This window comes from Mammaliicoccus sp. Dog046 (assembly GCF_034039665.1).
Classification (GTDB): Bacteria; Bacillota; Bacilli; order Staphylococcales; family Staphylococcaceae; genus Mammaliicoccus.
Genome location: NZ_CP120131.1, coordinates 1586873 through 1603858 on the forward strand (window position 1 = coordinate 1586873; position 16986 = coordinate 1603858).

A 16986-nucleotide genomic window follows, 5' to 3' on the forward strand; every position below is an offset into this window, starting at 1 on the left:
GCAATTTTTAGAATTGTTAGACTAATATTTCACTTTTGATTTTATTGGTTCGAATGTTAAACGATGAATTGGCGTTATACCTTCACGGTTTATCCCATCTAAATGCGCTTTTGTACCATAGCCTTTATTTTTATCAAATTCATACCCTGGATACTCTAAATGATATTCATCCATCAATCTATCTCTATATTCTTTGGCTATGACACTTGCTGCTGCAATAGATACACTATTCAAATCACCTTTAATAATGGATGTTTGTTCAATACCATTATCTAGCGTCATTGCATCTATTAGAAGATGATCAGGTTTATAACTTAATTGATCAATCGCTCGTTGCATTGCTAGTTTTGTCGCTTGATAAATATTTAATTGATCAATTTCTTGAACTGTCGCAATACCAATGCCTACCGATAAAGCTTGTTCTTTAATCTGTTGCTCAAAGAAAATACGCTTACTCTGTGATAAAGCTTTAGAATCTGTTAACCCGATATATTGATGATTAGGTTGCAAGATAACAGCACTCGCTACAACTGGTCCTGCTAACGGTCCTCTTCCTACTTCATCAATACCACAAATCAACGCTTCATCATTATTTGATAGGATTTGATTTTCATATTCATTCATCTTGATATATTTTTCTTTTAAAGCTTCTGCTTTTTCGATTTGTTTACGTCTTTTTAAAAGTGCATTTTGTACACCTTTTCTCTCATCATCTTGATAAATTGAATGCTCAATTTCATCGAAAGTATTTAATGCGATGATTTCTTCAGTAATTTCTTTAATGCTCTTCTGTTTCATTATATTTTTCCTTCATTTCTTCATAAACATCAAAACAGTAATTACCGACCTTTGCATTTCTCAGGTCGCGAATTATAAGTTCGGTTACAGATTCGTAATCAACTTCATTGCCACGTTTCAACATGCCTCTACGTTTACCAATTTGATCAAATAAATCTACTACTTCGTCTTCTTCATTCAATTCAATTTGATAAAACTTTTGAAGTTTTTCTGGATCGTTTTTAATTAAGAAGTTCAGTCCATATATCGCTACTTCATCTAAATGAACGATGCTATCTTTAATTGCACCAGTTAAACTTAATTTCTTACCAATCGTTTGATCTTCAAATTTTGGCCATAATATCCCTGGTGTATCTAATAATTCTAATTCTTTTCCAACTTTTATCCATTGTTGTTTTTTCGTAACACCTGGTGTATTACCTGTTTTAGCGATAGACTTTTTCGCTAATTTATTAATTAATGTAGACTTACCGACATTAGGTATACCTACTATCATTGCTCTTATTGCTCTTGGTCTAAGACCTTTTCGTTTTTCTCTATCAAACTTTTCTTGTGTTGCAGCTTGTGCCGCTTTCATAAGCTCTCCCAAATGTTTACCATGTTTAGAATCTATTTGAACGGGAAAGAAACCTTGATTCTTAAAATATTGCATCCACTTATCTGTTTCACTTTGTTTTGACATATCTTTTTTATTTAAGATCACGACACGTGGTTTTTGTTTAACGATGTCATCAATCATTGGATTTCTTGAAGATAGAGGTATACGTGCGTCAACGAGTTCAAATACCACGTCTACCATTTTCAGTTGTTCTGTTACTTCTCTTCTCGCTTTGGCCATATGACCTGGAAACCATTGTATTGTCATTTGTAATTATCCTTTCTTAACTAAAAATCACTTATTGTGATATATTTACATATATATAATTTTTTGGAGGTTGTTTATTTTATGTTTATTTCAATTATTGTTCCTCTTTATAACGAAGAAACCAATATCTCTATTTTACATGAAAAAGTATCAAACGTCTTTTTAAATTTACAGCATCAATATGAGTTGTTATTTATTAATGATGGGTCTTCAGACAATTCATTACAAGTTTTAGAATCTTTGTCTCAAAAAGATGAACATGTTAAATACGTTTCATTCTCAAACAACTTCGGCAAAGAGGCTGGCATGTATTGTGGATTAGAACATTGTAAAGGCGACGCAGCCATTATTATGGACTCAGATTTACAACATCCTCCCGAAATTATACCTGAATTAGTACAATTACATAACGAAGGATATCATCAAGTTGTCGCTTTACGAGATCGACAAAATGAATCGATTTTCAAAAAAATACCAGCAAATCTATTTTATAAAATTTCACATCGCATGATAGACGTGAAATTAAAAAGTGGCGAAGGTGATTTCCGTTTAATATCCAGACCAGTCATCGATTCCATACTCAACCTAACAGAATACAATAGATTTTCAAAAGGTATTTTCGAATGGGTCGGCTTTAATAAGACAACAGTTACATTTGACCACCAAGAAAGACATGATGGAAAATCCAAGTTTTCTTTCTTCAAACTGATTGATTATGGCATCGATGGTATAATTAGTTTCAACAATAAACCTTTGCGTGTTTGTTTTTATTTAGGTGGTTTAACGATGATCGTTTGTCTCCTATACATTATGGTTACATTCGTAGACATTTTACTACATGGAATAGAAGCGCCAGGGTATTTCACGATTATATCTGCGATTCTATTCTTAGGAGGCTTACAATTATTTAGCCTTGGTGTCATTGGCGAATATATCGGTCGCATTTATTACGAAACGAAACATCGTCCAAAATATATCATCGCACAATCTAATATCAAACATGAAAAATAAATAAACAGGTGAAACGTATGATTATTAAAATAAAAAACTACTTACATAACAAGTCACTATTAAAAATCATTTTATTATTCAGTTTACTTGCAATATTAGGTCATGGATACATTTTATATCGCTACTTGAAAGATGGCGTCCTTTTTACAGGACCGAATGATGGCATTGAACAAATGCTACCTATTCAAATGTATTTATATGATCATTGGACACGTGGCTCCTTTTTCTATGCGACTGATTTAGGCTTAGGCGGAGATATGTTTACTGATCTCGCCTACTATTTCTCTACGAATATATTATTTGTTGTTAATGTCATTTGTATTTGGATCGGTAGTTTTATTTTTAACTTTAAAACTGACCATATGATTTTTTGGGCACAAAATGCAATTATCATTTCGATTTTTAAATCTTTTCTAATTATGTGTGCATCATATTTATACTTCAAAAAAATACACTTCAACACACTTAGTTCAGTAACAGTAGCTTTCTTATTTGCTGTATCACCCATATATTTTAGATTCGCTGTATACTGGCCATTCTTCAGTGATGTATTTATTTTGCTACCGTTACTGCTTTATAGTATTGAAAGTTTTTTAAAGACAAAAAGAATCGGTATTTTCATTTTTGTAGTAACAATCACATTTATCAATAACTTTTATTTTGCATATTATCAATTACTTGTCGGTTTAGCATATTTCTTATATCGCTTTATTTTCATACATAAAGACGATATAGTGCCGAGATTCCAACAACTCAAACTACTTATCATTGGTAGTGTATTAGGCTTAGGTAGCAGTTTATTCGTATTCTTTCATGCTGCTCGTGGATTTATAGGCAACAATAGAGTTTCTTTTCAAGGAAGTATTCCATTACTTTCTGATTTTACAAAGAATGATAATATTTTCTATGATAATTATTTAGTTGTTGTACTATTTATTGCTATCCAAGCATTACTTACTTTTAAACTTTATAAACATTATTATTATCGGTTATTCAGCTTCATTACGATTGCATTAATCATCGCAAGTTTCTTACCTATTGTTGATAGTATTTTTAACGGCTTTTCTGCACCACAGAAAAGGTGGCACTATTTACTTACCTTTTTCTCTAGTGGATTAATAGCGAGTTATATTTATTACTTTAAATCAATTCCGTTAAAACAATACTTACTTACGGGTATTCCGAGTTTTGTCATTATATTTACAAGTTATTTCATAACTAAAGATGTCGTGATATGGATTTGGATGGTTCCTATACTTTATATTGTCGGTATAGTAGTACTGACATTGAAACAGTATTATCGTGTAACAATCATTGTTTATACAAGTTTAGTATTATTACTGTCTTTTCTCGTTTCTGAAACGCATAGTAAAAATCAAATTTATCACGATGATCACGAACGCCGAGCTAATTCATTTTTTATACAAGCAAGTACATTTGATAGTGAACTACAACGGTCACATATAAACAAATTAAATCAGCATCTTCAGCCAGACGAAAGAATTGGTTGGCGTGTTTTAAATCAAGACAATACGCCTATGTACCAACAATTTAAAGGAATGAGCATTTATTCAAGTATCTTTGATGGTAATTTAAATCATTATTTATATTCAAAAGCAAAAGTCAATCTTCAAAATGAATCGTTAAGTCGTTATAGCGATATGCAAAGTAGATCAAACTTATATAGTTTGTGGTCAACGAAATATATAATGAAAAAAAGTTACCAAAAAGAATATCCAGCTAACTTTAAACTTTTAAGTGATGATGGTAAATATCAAATACTTGAAAACGAACAACTATTACCTTCTGTGAAAGTGACAAATAATTATTATAATGCGAATGCAATCAGTAATCCGTTAGACTTAGAACATGCAATGATTAAAGGTGTTGTTACTAGTGATAGTACGAAATCATTTAATCATCTTGATAAATCAAAAAATATACTTGATCAAGTATCTATTCAAAAAAGAAATGCAGTTTATAAAAATCAAACACTAACTGTACCTAAAAATGGTGATGGTATTACATTAAAACTACCTCAATCAGTAACTTCAAAATATAAAGACTTGTATTTAATGTTACATCTCGAACGCAAACCACCACAATCGAACTTTATTTTTGATGTTAATGGGTATGAAAATCAAAGACTGTTTGCAGATTCTAAGTACCGAATGAATCAAGATGATTTACTGTACCGTATTCCTGTACCTAAAGATGGAAAGATCAATTTGTCTTTAACAAATGGCGTTTACAAGTTGAATCTACAAGGATTATATGGTGAAGATTATCAAGTACTTAAACAAGCTGATAAACAGAAAGACTATACTTATAAAGAAGACCGTGGCAACATTGATATTCATTTAAAATCACACGAAAAAGGTACAGCAGTGATCAATATTCCATATAGAAAAGGCTTATACGCTTATGTGGATGGCAAAGAAGCTGAAGTTAACGCCGTTAATCATGTCATGACAGGTATAGATGTCGATAAAAATGCAAAACATATTGAAATTAAATATAAACCACCCTATTTCAATACTATGTTACTCATTTCATTCATAAGTATCATTTTATCTATATTATTCACACGAAAAGTACGACATAAAAAATAAATGATTAATCATTCTAATAATAAAACGGCAACACAATCTTGTGTTGCCGTTTTATGCGTTTACAAAATTCAATATTTGGGAATAATTGATTAATCTCATAAAGTAAATTCAAGATAAGAGGTCTAAACATGTCACACAAGATCAAACACATCATTTATTTATTAATAATTGCTGTTGCAACTGCTTTTCTATTTTATACACCTGCATTATATCGCTATTTTATTCACGGCGATTTATATACTAGCGTTGGTGATGGTCTTAAACAAATGATTCCTTTCCAAATGTATCTTGCAGAACACGCAAAACAATTTACGATGTTCTATGATATAGGATTTGGTATTGGCGGAGACTATTTCTCTAACTTAAGTTATTATTATTCAACGTCGCCATTTGCATGGATTGGTATAGGCTTCACTTTACTTTATCAATCTATAACGCATGCGGAACAATTGTTTAATATCGTCCTTACTAGCCAACTCTTTATTGCGATATTCAAGTGCGCATGTACAATCGTTGTTACTTATCTATTGTTTTTAAATTTCAAAATGCGAAAGTCATATGCATTTGCTGGCGCTATGCTTTACGCTTGTTCTACCGTATTTTATTACTTTACGTTTACTTGGTCATTCTTTAGTGATGTGATGTTTTATTTACCGTTATCTATATTAGGTATCGAGCGACTATTTAAACAGAAAAAAATAACTGTCCTAATATTGGCTATTGCAGTGACCATCACATCTAATTTTTATTTTACATATTATGAATTTATTATTTTAGCATGTTATGCACTGTATCGAATCATCTTCAAATACAAATCAGACATCTTGAATATTAAACAAAAATTAGTCTATCTCGTACTATGTGGTATGATTGGTTTCCTTATTGGTAACTTTGGTTTTGTGCAAGGCGTTCTATCTTTTATAGATAATGATCGTACCCTTACCAATAACCACGTATCACCTTTGATCCCATTTATTAAGCAATATAATATGCTTTATGGTGGTTTTTATATTACTGTTTCTTTCTTAGCAATGATCGCGCTATTTTTAAAGCCGCTATATAAATTTTATTATTTTAAATTATTTGCGATATTTACAATTTTAACATTAATAGGCTCATTTTCACCCTATTTCGACTCATTCTTTAATGGTTTTTCAATGCCACAACGAAGATGGGTATATGCTTTAGCATTATTATCAGCTGGACTAACGAGTATGGTTTTACAACACATTCGATTAATTACGATGAGACAATTATTATACGCATCTATCATACCCGTGCTCTTTATAATCATTTCAGCGATATGGCAGCAGTCATTTTACTTTTGGGTATTATTTATCCCTATCGTAATTGGATTACTAATGATGAGCATTAAGCATCATTATAAATATATGAATATTGCCCTTTGCTTAATTATGGTTGCTTATCAGTTCACGCTTATACATGATTATCAAAAACATGTATTAACAAAATATACGCCTAACATCAATACAATTGAAAAAAGATTAATCTATAACCCTAAGATGGCTTCTAAGATTAATCACTTAAAAGATCAACAAACCGATGACTTTAGACGTATAGATATGGTTAAACCTATATCAGTTAACTCACCTATGTACTATAGCTTCAACGGAACGAAATTATATAGTAGTATTTACAATGCTGAAATATTGAGATTTTATGAAAAAGATTTATTAATTAGCATGCCTAGAAATAGTAATAGTTATTATGCTAGCTTTTCTGAACGAACAAATTTGAATAGTTTGTTCAATGTCGATTATACAATCAAAGCGAAAAATGATTTACATTATCCTGCTCTTTCACATAGAATCGATTCATTTAAGGACCAAGGGGAACACTTCCATATTTATGAAAACACTCAAAAATTACCGAGTGCACGTATTGTTCAAAACGTATATCATGATAAAGATTTAAAATCACCTTTAGAAAAAGAACATGCAATGTTGAAAGGCATTATTACAAATGATCAACCATCTAATGCAAAAGTGAGTAAACCAGAAAACTTATTAAAATCAGCTGATGTTCAATATGAAAATGCATCATACGATAATAAAAAGTTAACCGTTCATAAAAATGGTGGCGGATTAAACATTACATTGCCAAAAGATACGTACAAAAAATATCAATCTTTATACTTAGGTTTGGATACTGAAATTCAAAAGCCTAAAAATAAAAACTACTATGTAGCCGTTAATGAAAATAAAATATTTAGATATCGTTTAACGTATCCTTATGTAAGACCGCATCATACAACAGTTGCTAATGTTAAATCAAGTAACAATGTGTACATTAAACTTAGAAAAGGCACTTATAAGTTTGATTTGAAATCAATCTATGGAGAAGACTTTTCTACTTTGAAACAAGCATCAAAAGGCTTCAAATCACAAAACATTAAATTCAAAAATAAAAACACACATTATGAAATTGATCTAAATGAGCATCCTTCAGGAAACCTTGTCATGCCACTAGTTTATAAAAAAGGATTAAAAGCGAGCATAGACGGTAAAGAAGTTCCAATTAAAAAAGCGAATTATATCATGTCTAGTTTGAAAGTTCATAAAGATGATAAAAAAGTAATCATTTCATATGAACCTCCATACTTAAAAATAAGTATGCTAGCTACATTCATTGGCATTGTATTACTCATTTGGTTAAGACGTAATAAATGGTTAACGAAGCAATAATTAAACACAAAAAACCTAGGACATGATGTCCTAGGTTTTTTAAGTTCAATTCATCATACACTTTAATATAAAAGCATGTGTTGAATTTGAATTTATCTAATTTCTTTAATACGAGCAGCTTTACCACGTAAGCTACGTAAGTAGTAAAGTTTCGCACGACGTACTTTACCGCGACGTTTAACTTCGATTTTCTCGATTTTTGGTGTATGTACAGGGAATGTACGTTCAACACCAACACCGTAAGAAATTTTACGAACTGTAAACGTTTCAGAAATACCGCCACCACGACGTTTAATAACTACACCTTCGAATACTTGGATACGTTCGCGACTTCCTTCGACGATACGTACATGTACACGTAATGTGTCACCTGCACGGAATGTTGGAATATCCGTACGAAGTTGTTCTTTAGTTACTGCTTCGATTAACTTATTATTACTCATTATATTCTCTCCTTCTGACTATGTTCTTGCCCAATGTATATTAAATTACTTTAAATGCTAGCAGCGGATCATAGTGATATTGTGCTCACACACTTATATTAATATATCACATTGTGTAATTTGATTCAATCTATTTTTTATTGTTGTTTAAGAATTTTTTATCCTTATCAGTTAACGGATATTGTTCTAACAAATCAGGTCTACGCGTTTGTGTTCTTAATAATGATTGCTCATGACGCCACGCTTCAATATTGGCATGGTTACCAGACAATAAAACATCAGGAACCTTTAATCCATCGAAGTCTGCCGGTCTCGTATATTGAGGATGCTCTAGTAAACCAGATGAGAATGAATCATCTTCATGTGAAACTTGGTTACCTAGTACGCCTGGTATCAATCTAACAATTGCATCTGTCATTGTCATGCTTGCTAGTTCTCCACCTGTTAATACATAGTCACCAATCGAGATTTCATCCGTCACACAGTGTTCTCTGATTCGCTCATCATATCCTTCATAATGTCCACATATAAATACGATATGTTCACTTTCTGATAATGACTCTGCTTTTTCTTGAGTGAATGGTTCCCCTTGAGGACACATTAATATAACACGCGTTGACTCATTCTTCTCAATAGCTTTCAATGCATTAAAGATAGGCTCAGGTTTCAACACCATCCCTTGGCCACCACCATATGGATAGTCATCTACTTGTGAATGTTTATTATTCGCATAATCTCTAAAATTAACTGTATTGAATTGTACAATTTCCTTATCTTGGGCTCTTTTCATTATGGAATGATTCAGTACACCTTCATACATTTCAGGAAACAATGTTAAGTAATCAATTTTCATTAATCTAACAAACCTTCCATTGGTTCGATCATAATTGTTTTATTGTCGACATCCACTTGTTTAACAACATCTTCAATATAAGGAATTAAATATTCTTTATCGCCTTTAACGACCCATACATCGTTTGCGCCAGTTTCTATAATATTGATGACTCTGCCAAGCGCATCTTCTTTAATAAATACAGTACAGCCGATAATATCAGAATAATAAAATTCATTCTCTTCAAGTTCAATAGATTCATTTTCTTGTTCTTGGAATAACTTACTTCCTTTTAAGTGTTCAATATCATTTATATTGTTTACACCTTCGAAAGTTAACAAGTGAAAATTTTTATGCATTCTATGTGAAGCAATTGTATAATTCAATTCTTCATTTTTATTCTGCACAGTAACCGATTGTCCGACTTGAAATCTTACATCTGTAAAATCTGATTCAGACAACACTTTGATTTCACCTTTTATACCATGTGTATTTACAATTTTTCCAATTTCAACCTTCATTGCGCCAATCCTCCTTCACTGATTCAATATCAACAATAAAAAAGAGCACCAAGTAGGCACTCTTAATTAACTTCTACAAACACTTTCTTTCCATACTCGTTCATTGAACCAGACACAATTGTACGAATGGCTTTGATCATTCTACCCTTCTTACCAATAATTCTGCCAATGTCTTCTTCATGAACGTCTATATTAAACGTAATGCTAGAATCTTGTTCATCTTTAGATATATTGATGCTCTCCGGATAATCTACGAGCGGTACTATAATTGTTTGTATTAATTTTTCCAATTTAATCTACACTTATTTAGAAAGTTTAGAATTATGGAATTTCTCCATGATACCTTGAGTTGATAAGATATCACGAACTGTATCAGTAGGTTTAGCTCCATCAGCTAACCATTTTAAAGCTAACTCTTCATCAACTTTGATTTCAGCTTCAGGTTTAGCTACTGGATTGTAAGTACCGATTGGTTCGATAATACGACCATCACGTGGAGAACGTGCATCTGCTACTACTATACGATAGAATGGGTTTCTTTTTGAACCCTTACGTGTTAAACGAATTTTAACTGCCATGTTTAAAAAACTCCTTACTCATTTATAATTTCTTTTCTACAAGTACATACTATAACAGGATATAAATTATTTGTAAAGTGTTTTCTCTTTACCGATTTATTTTTTAAGCAAAAAGAAAGACGAGACACTGAATTGTTTTGAAAACTGAGTGTCTCGTTTTCTTTAAATGGATATTAAAATGGTAAGTTCATTCCTTGGAATGGATTACTACCACGTTTACCTTTTTTGCCTTTTTTATTACTGCCTGTAAATTGTTTCATCATTTTCTTCATGTCACCAAATTGTTTGATTAATCTATTCACTTCTTGTAAAGAACGTCCAGAACCTTGTGCAATACGACGTTTTCTAGAAACATTGAGTATATCTGGATTATTTCTTTCTTCTAAAGTCATAGAACGAATAATCGCTTGAACATTATCAATTTGTTTTGGATCCATGTTAGCATTTTTCATGCCTTTCATTTTGTTAGCACCAGGTATCATGTTCATTAGATCATCTATTGATCCTAATCCCTTAACTTGTTCTAACTGTTCCAAGAAATCATCAAAAGTAAACGATGATGTTCTCATTTTCTTTTCTAATTCTTTCGCTTTTGTTTCGTCCACACCTTGTTGTGCTTTTTCAATTAAGCTTAGTACGTCACCCATACCTAAGATTCTTGAAGCCATACGTTCTGGATGGAATAATTCAAGTCCATCTAGCTTCTCACTCATACCAATAAATTTAATCGGCTTCTGCGTAACGGAACGAATTGAAAGTGCAGCTCCACCACGTGTGTCACCGTCTAATTTTGTTAATGTCACACCTGAAATGTCTAGTGTTCCATCGAATGATTCAGCGACATTGACTGCGTCTTGACCAGTCATAGAATCGACGACTAACATAATTTCGTCTGGTTTAGATACTTCTTTCACATCTACAAGTTCATTCATTAATGCCTCGTCAATATGAAGTCGACCAGCTGTATCGATAATAACGAAGTCTAAATGTTCTTCCTTCGCATATTTCAATGCATTATCTGTTATTTCTTTAGGACTAACTTGATCCCCTTCAGTATAAACAGGAACGTCAATTTGTTTACCAACTGTTTGTAATTGTTGAATTGCGGCAGGTCTATAAATATCACATGCTACAAGTAATGGTTTCTTGTTATATTTTTTTCTCATTAATAATGCAAGTTTACCTGCAGTTGTCGTTTTACCTGCACCTTGCAAACCTACCATCATTACAACTGTAGGTGGTTTATTACTCATATTAATTTTACTGTTTTCTCCACCCATAAGTGAAGTTAATTCATCTTGTACAATTTTAATTACTTGCTGACCTGGCGTCAGTGATTGCATTACATCTGCACCTAATGCACGTTCAGAAACCGTGTTTACAAATGACTTAACTACTTTAAAGTTAACATCTGCTTCTAACAACGCTAATCTTACTTCTCGCATCATTGCTTTTATATCTTGTTCTGTTACTTTACCTTTACCTTTGATGCGCTGCATCGTGGCTTGAAGTCTTTCGGACAACCCTTCAAATGCCATAAATTTCTCCTCCTATTCAAGAATTTCTAAGCGTTCAATCGCTTGATTAATTTCTTGATTATCTACAGACAACCTCTTAAGTTCTTCAATAATAGATTGTCGTTCTTTAAATTTCTCGAAAAGCTGTAATTTAGATTCGTACTCTTCTAATAATTCGTCTGTTCGCTTTATATTATCATATACTGCTTGTCGACTCACATGAAAAGTCTCTGCAATTTCACTTAAAGCATAGTCTTGTAAATAATATAATTCTAAATAATTACGCTGTTTTTCTGTTAACAGACCTTGATAAAAATCAAATAAATAATTCATTCTCATTGTTTTTACAAGTTCATTATTTTCCTTCATCATCATTCACTTCTTCAGTAGTATTTTCAATATCAGCATTTGCTTCTATCATATCAGCAAACAATCCATATACATAACTTTCAGCGTCAAATGGTTGTAAGTCATCCATTTTTTCACCTAATCCTACAAATTTCACTGGTATTTGTAATTCATTACGTATCGCTAATACAATACCACCTTTTGCTGTTCCATCCAATTTAGTTAATACAATACCTGTTACTTGAGTCACTTCTTTAAAGGATTTCGCTTGTGATAATGCATTTTGACCAGTTGTAGCATCTAAAGCTAGCAACACTTCATGTGGAGCACCTGGGATGTTACGATCAATGACTTTTCTTACTTTCTGTAATTCATTCATTAAGTTCGCTTTGTTTTGTAAACGACCAGCTGTATCACAGATTAGTATATCTGCGCCTCTATTTTTTGCTGCATTAACCGCATCATACATTACAGCTGCTGGGTCAGAACCTTCTTTTTGGCTAATAACTTCAACGCCTACTCTGTCACCCCATACTTGTAACTGTTCAATCGCTCCTGCACGGAAAGTATCACCAGCTGCAAGCATCACTTTCTTACCTTCTTGTTTATAGCGGTGTGCCAATTTACCAATTGTAGTTGTTTTACCTACACCGTTCACACCAACCATTAAAATCACGTTAAGTCTATCATCTTCGATATTCATACGGTCAATATCTTCATCACCTTGAACATAAATATCAACGATTTTTTCAACGATAACTTCACGTAATTCTTCTGTTTCAGTTATATTTTGTCGTTTTGCTTCCATACGTAATTCATCAACAAGCTCCATAACTGTGTTAAATCCAACATCAGCTTGAATTAACATTTCTTCTAACGCTTCGAAGAAATCTTCATCGACTTTTCTATAAGTTGCTAGCAAATCATTTAATTTGTTTTGGAAATTCTCTCTCGATTTTTCAAGACCTTGTTTAAATTTAGCACCTAATTGTTCAGATTCCCATTCTTCAAATTCATCTAATGACATTAAACCATCATCAAACTGAACGGCCTCAGGGTTTTCTTTTTCATTTGATTCGGGCGATAAGTCTTGGACCGGTTTTTCTTCTTGTGTTTCTAATTCTTTTTTATCTTCATCATTTGATGTAAATCTATCTTTTAATCTTTTAAAAAAACTCATGATTGTAATGCCTCCAATTCTTCATCTTTAATTGACTTTAAATTCACGCTCACAAGTTTAGAAATGCCTGCTTCTTGCATTGTTACGCCATATAAACGGTCTGCATAAGACATTGTACCTTTTCTATGTGTGATAACAATAAATTGTGTTTCAGCTTTAAGCTTATCTAAATACTCAGCATATCTGATAACATTGTGTTCATCAAGTGCCGCTTCTACCTCATCAAGTATAACAAATGGCGCTGTTCTTACCTTTAATATAGCAAATAATAAACTAATTGCTGATAATGCACGTTCACCGCCACTTAATAATGATAAATACTGTCTATTTTTGCCTGGTGGTTGTACAACTATTTCTACACCTGCATCCAAAATATCTTTATCTGTCAGTTGTAACTCAGCTCTACCACCATTAAATAATGATTTGAACACTTCACCAAAGTGATGATTCACTTCATCAAAAGTCTCTTTAAATCTTACAGATACTTCACTATCCATTTCTTGAATGACTTTTTCTAACGTGTTTTTGGCTTCTAGTAAATCAGTACGTTGATCACTTAAAAATGTGTATCTATCATTCACTTCTTTAAATTGATCAATTGCATTAATATTTACATGCCCTAATTCATCAATGGACATTTTTGTTAATTTAACTGTTTTTCTAGCTTCTGAAATATCTTCAGGCATTTCATATAATGATTGTGCCTTTTCAAAAGTTAATTGGTAAGTTTCATTTAAGTGCGTCAATTGATGTTCAATCATAATATCAATTTTAGAATGTTTACTTACCATATCTTGTAGACCTGTTTCTAATCCAGAAATACTTTGATGTAGTGATTGTGTACTCGCTTCTACTCTTTCAATTTCTTCTTGTATTGTTTTATATTCATGTTGTTGTTCTGACATCTTAGTTTCAATTGTTTGTTTTTGATCAGTTAATAGCTGAATTTGGCTTTCAACATGTTCATATTGACCGTTACCTGAATATTCTTCAGAATTTATTAAAGTTAATTGGTCCAATATTTTTTCTAACGTATGTTGATGTTCGTTTAAATCTTCTTTTAAACGCTTCTTATCTTGTTCTTTTAGACGATTTCTTTCTTTTTCTACAGCAAGATTAGAACGTTTTTCATTCAATGTATTTTGAATGTTCTTTTCACTATCTTTATTATTCGATAATGAAGCATTCAATTGATTAATTTCTTGATCAATTTGTTCTAATTTTTGTTGAACAGTCGACAGTAAACTTGTCTTTTCTTGTAACGTTTCCTTTCCTTTAACATAATTATAGCCATCATTTTTTTCAAATTCGAAAGTATCATTCTCATCTTTCAAACGCTTTTCTTTAGCTAAAATTGCATCCAGTTGTAACGTTACTTCATGTTCACTTGCTCTTAATTCTGCACCTTTTTCTTGTGTATTTGAAAGTGAAGCTTCTAATCGTTCTACTTCCTCTTTAAGCGCTTTAACATTTGTTTCAATGGTAGATGTTTGTTGCATAAAGTTTTGGTATTTATCTTCTGTCGTTTTGAGCTCATCTTTCTGAGACAATAAGCTCGCTTTCTTCTCTCTACCGCCACCCGTCATTGCACCACCTGGCGTAATAACATCACCTTCTAAAGTAACGATTCTATGTTTAAATTGAATGTTTCGCGCTATTTCATTCGCATGTTCAAGACTTTCAGCAATGATTGTACTGCCTAATAAGTGTTCTACAATTTGACTATATTTCGCATCAAATTGAACACCTTCTGATGCAATCGTCACAAACCCAGGCGCATCTTTGATTTGTTCTACGACACTTTGTGGTATAAACCTTCTTTTAACAACATTCATTGGTAAGAACGTTGCTCTGCCTAATTTTTTATCTTTTAAATATTTAATTGCTAAACGGGCATCTTTTTCTTCTTGAACAATAATATGTTGTAATGATGCACCTAATGCTATTTCTATAGCAGTCGTTAATTGTGATGGTGTATCTAATACTTCAGCTACAGCACCTTCAATACCTTTTAAAGATTTCTCTTTCAACACATGTTTGACGCCTGAATAGAAACCTGAATATTCATCTTGCATGCTTTTCAACGTATTTATACGTGTTTTCATTTGTTCAGTGTAACGATACGCTTGATATAATTTCGACTCTGTTTCTTTCACTTCTTGCTCTTTTGCTTTTAATGATGCATGATCCGATTTATATTGGTCTGTTGTTTGTTTTAATTCAGTTTCTACTTTATTTAATTTCTCAGTTAATATTTCTTTTTCATTCCATACTTCTTGTAGTGCATCATAAACTTCTTTTTGTCGACCATCTAATCTTGATTGTTTCTTTTGATGTGTTGCTAATTTATCTTCTAAAAATCTAATCTCATTATTGATATCGGATTGCTCAGTCATCAATTGATAATATTGGTCTTTTAGTTGTTCGATTCTTTCCTCAAAATTGCCATCTTCATTTGAAAGTTGGCCTTCTAATTCATTTATTTCTTTAACTAAAACCTGATAAGTCGATTTAAACGAAACTAGCTCGGTATCAATATCTTTCAGTTGTTCAGTAATTTTATTAATACGTGATTCCGCTGTTTGTTTTTCTTCTTCTAATCTTTCATTTGTTGCGTCACTATTTTTTTGTCGTTCTTTCAACACTTCTAATTGGCCTGTAAATCGTTCTAGTGATTCCGTTGCTTCAACTAGTGATTTATTCGACTCTTGAATTTGAGAAGAAACGTGATCACGCATTTTTTTCTTTTCATTTAATGATTGTGTTTGACTGTCTAATTCTTTTGTTTTTTGATCTTTTTGTTCTTGAAAATGTTTGATATCTGCTTCTAATTGTTTAAAATCTTTATTTAAACTATTAATATCATAAACAGTAACGGTAATATCACTTTTTTTCATTTCTTCTTTTAAAGTAATATATTCCTCAGCAATCGCTGCTTCCTCTCTTAAAGGCTCCACACGTGCCTCTAGATCAAACACAATATCTTCTACACGATTTAAATTCTGTTCAGTCTCATCTAGTTTGTGAGTAGCTTCTTTTTTACGTTTTTTATATTTCAATACACCTGCAGCTTCTTCAATCAAATATCTTCGGTCACTTGGCTTCGCATTTAGCACTTCATCTACTTTCCCTTGTGAAATGATACTAAATGCTTCTTTACCAAGTCCTGAATCTAAAAACAAATCAAGGACAGACTTCAGGCGCGTGCGTTCATTATTCAAATAATATTCACTATCGCCATTTCTATACAATCTTCTTTCAACAGTTACTGTATCTTCATCGATATTTAATTTTCTTGAATGATTGTCCAATGTTAGTTTCACTTCTGCATACTGACACTTCTTACGTTCTTTTGATCCATTAAAAATAATATCTTCCATTTTTGAGCCTCGGAGACTTTTTGCTGACTGTTCTCCTAACACCCATTTAATCGCATCTGTGATATTACTTTTACCGCTACCATTTGGACCAACTATAGCTGTCACACCATTATCAAAATCGACATGTGTATGTTCTGCAAAAGATTTAAACCCGTATGCATCAATTGACTTTAAATAAACCATATAATACCCCTTA

The 16986-nt window shown here is 32.0% G+C and carries 14 protein-coding genes; 3 read left to right on the forward strand and 11 right to left on the reverse strand.

From position 1 onward, the window contains the following. Positions 1–21: 21 nt before the first annotated feature. Positions 22–798, reverse strand: a complete 777-nt coding sequence (locus tag P3U32_RS07935; protein ID WP_323702582.1) for a ribonuclease HII — start codon at positions 796–798, stop codon at positions 22–24. Next, positions 779–1663: a ribosome biogenesis GTPase YlqF gene (gene ylqF / locus P3U32_RS07940; RefSeq protein WP_323702583.1), complete on the reverse strand. Its 885-nt coding sequence runs from the start codon at positions 1661–1663 to the stop codon at positions 779–781. The genes P3U32_RS07935 and ylqF overlap by 20 nt, the downstream gene beginning before the upstream one ends. Positions 1664–1744: 81 nt before the next feature. Here ylqF and P3U32_RS07945 point away from each other — a divergent pair, with 81 nt between their 5' ends. The 3 genes from P3U32_RS07945 (at position 1745) to P3U32_RS07955 (ending at position 7991) form a co-directional block, all read left to right on the forward strand. Then, a complete protein-coding gene (locus P3U32_RS07945; RefSeq protein ID WP_323702584.1) occupies positions 1745–2674 on the forward strand; it encodes a glycosyltransferase family 2 protein in 930 nt (309 codons plus the stop codon). A 17-nt stretch (positions 2675–2691) separates the two neighbouring features. Beyond that, complete coding sequence (locus tag P3U32_RS07950) at positions 2692–5286, forward strand: YfhO family protein (protein WP_323702585.1); 2595 nt, start codon at positions 2692–2694, stop codon at positions 5284–5286. Between the two features lie 128 nt (positions 5287–5414). Continuing rightward, positions 5415–7991: a YfhO family protein gene (locus P3U32_RS07955; protein WP_323702586.1), complete on the forward strand. Its 2577-nt coding sequence runs from the start codon at positions 5415–5417 to the stop codon at positions 7989–7991. A 92-nt stretch (positions 7992–8083) separates the two neighbouring features. Here the strand turns inward: P3U32_RS07955 and rplS are convergent, their stop codons facing one another. The 9 genes from rplS to smc all read right to left on the reverse strand — a co-directional run bounded on the left by rplS (position 8084) and on the right by smc (position 16973). After that, entirely contained in the window at positions 8084–8434 is a 351-nt protein-coding gene (rplS, locus tag P3U32_RS07960) for a 50S ribosomal protein L19 (protein WP_323702588.1), read from the reverse strand. A 130-nt stretch (positions 8435–8564) separates the two neighbouring features. Continuing rightward, on the reverse strand, positions 8565–9287 hold the full coding sequence (gene trmD / locus P3U32_RS07965; protein WP_323702590.1) for a tRNA (guanosine(37)-N1)-methyltransferase TrmD: 723 nt from the start codon (positions 9285–9287) through the stop codon (positions 8565–8567). Then, positions 9287–9787 (reverse strand): ribosome maturation factor RimM, encoded by a 501-nt coding sequence (rimM, locus tag P3U32_RS07970; RefSeq protein ID WP_323702591.1) that lies wholly within the window; start codon positions 9785–9787, stop codon positions 9287–9289. Before rimM ends, trmD begins: the two co-directional genes overlap by 1 nt. Before the next feature lie 62 nt (positions 9788–9849). Then, positions 9850–10077, reverse strand: a complete 228-nt coding sequence (locus P3U32_RS07975; protein WP_323702592.1) for a KH domain-containing protein — start codon at positions 10075–10077, stop codon at positions 9850–9852. Positions 10078–10089: 12 nt separating this feature from the next. Continuing rightward, the gene (rpsP, locus tag P3U32_RS07980) at positions 10090–10365 is read right to left on the reverse strand and encodes a 30S ribosomal protein S16 (protein ID WP_016910739.1); all 276 of its coding nucleotides are present in this window, start codon (positions 10363–10365) and stop codon (positions 10090–10092) included. Positions 10366–10538: 173 nt separating this feature from the next. After that, positions 10539–11903 carry a signal recognition particle protein gene (ffh, locus tag P3U32_RS07985; RefSeq protein WP_323702597.1) on the reverse strand — a complete coding sequence of 455 codons (1365 nt, stop codon included), beginning with the start codon at positions 11901–11903 and terminating at the stop codon, positions 10539–10541. 12 nt (positions 11904–11915) lie between these two features. Further along, positions 11916–12251 carry a putative DNA-binding protein gene (locus P3U32_RS07990; RefSeq protein ID WP_323702598.1) on the reverse strand — a complete coding sequence of 112 codons (336 nt, stop codon included), beginning with the start codon at positions 12249–12251 and terminating at the stop codon, positions 11916–11918. Beyond that, entirely contained in the window at positions 12238–13410 is a 1173-nt protein-coding gene (gene ftsY / locus P3U32_RS07995) for a signal recognition particle-docking protein FtsY (protein ID WP_323702599.1), read from the reverse strand. The genes P3U32_RS07990 and ftsY overlap by 14 nt, the downstream gene beginning before the upstream one ends. Beyond that, positions 13407–16973 carry a chromosome segregation protein SMC gene (gene smc, locus P3U32_RS08000; protein WP_323702600.1) on the reverse strand — a complete coding sequence of 1189 codons (3567 nt, stop codon included), beginning with the start codon at positions 16971–16973 and terminating at the stop codon, positions 13407–13409. The genes ftsY and smc overlap by 4 nt, the downstream gene beginning before the upstream one ends. Between the last annotated feature and the right edge of the window lie 13 nt (positions 16974–16986).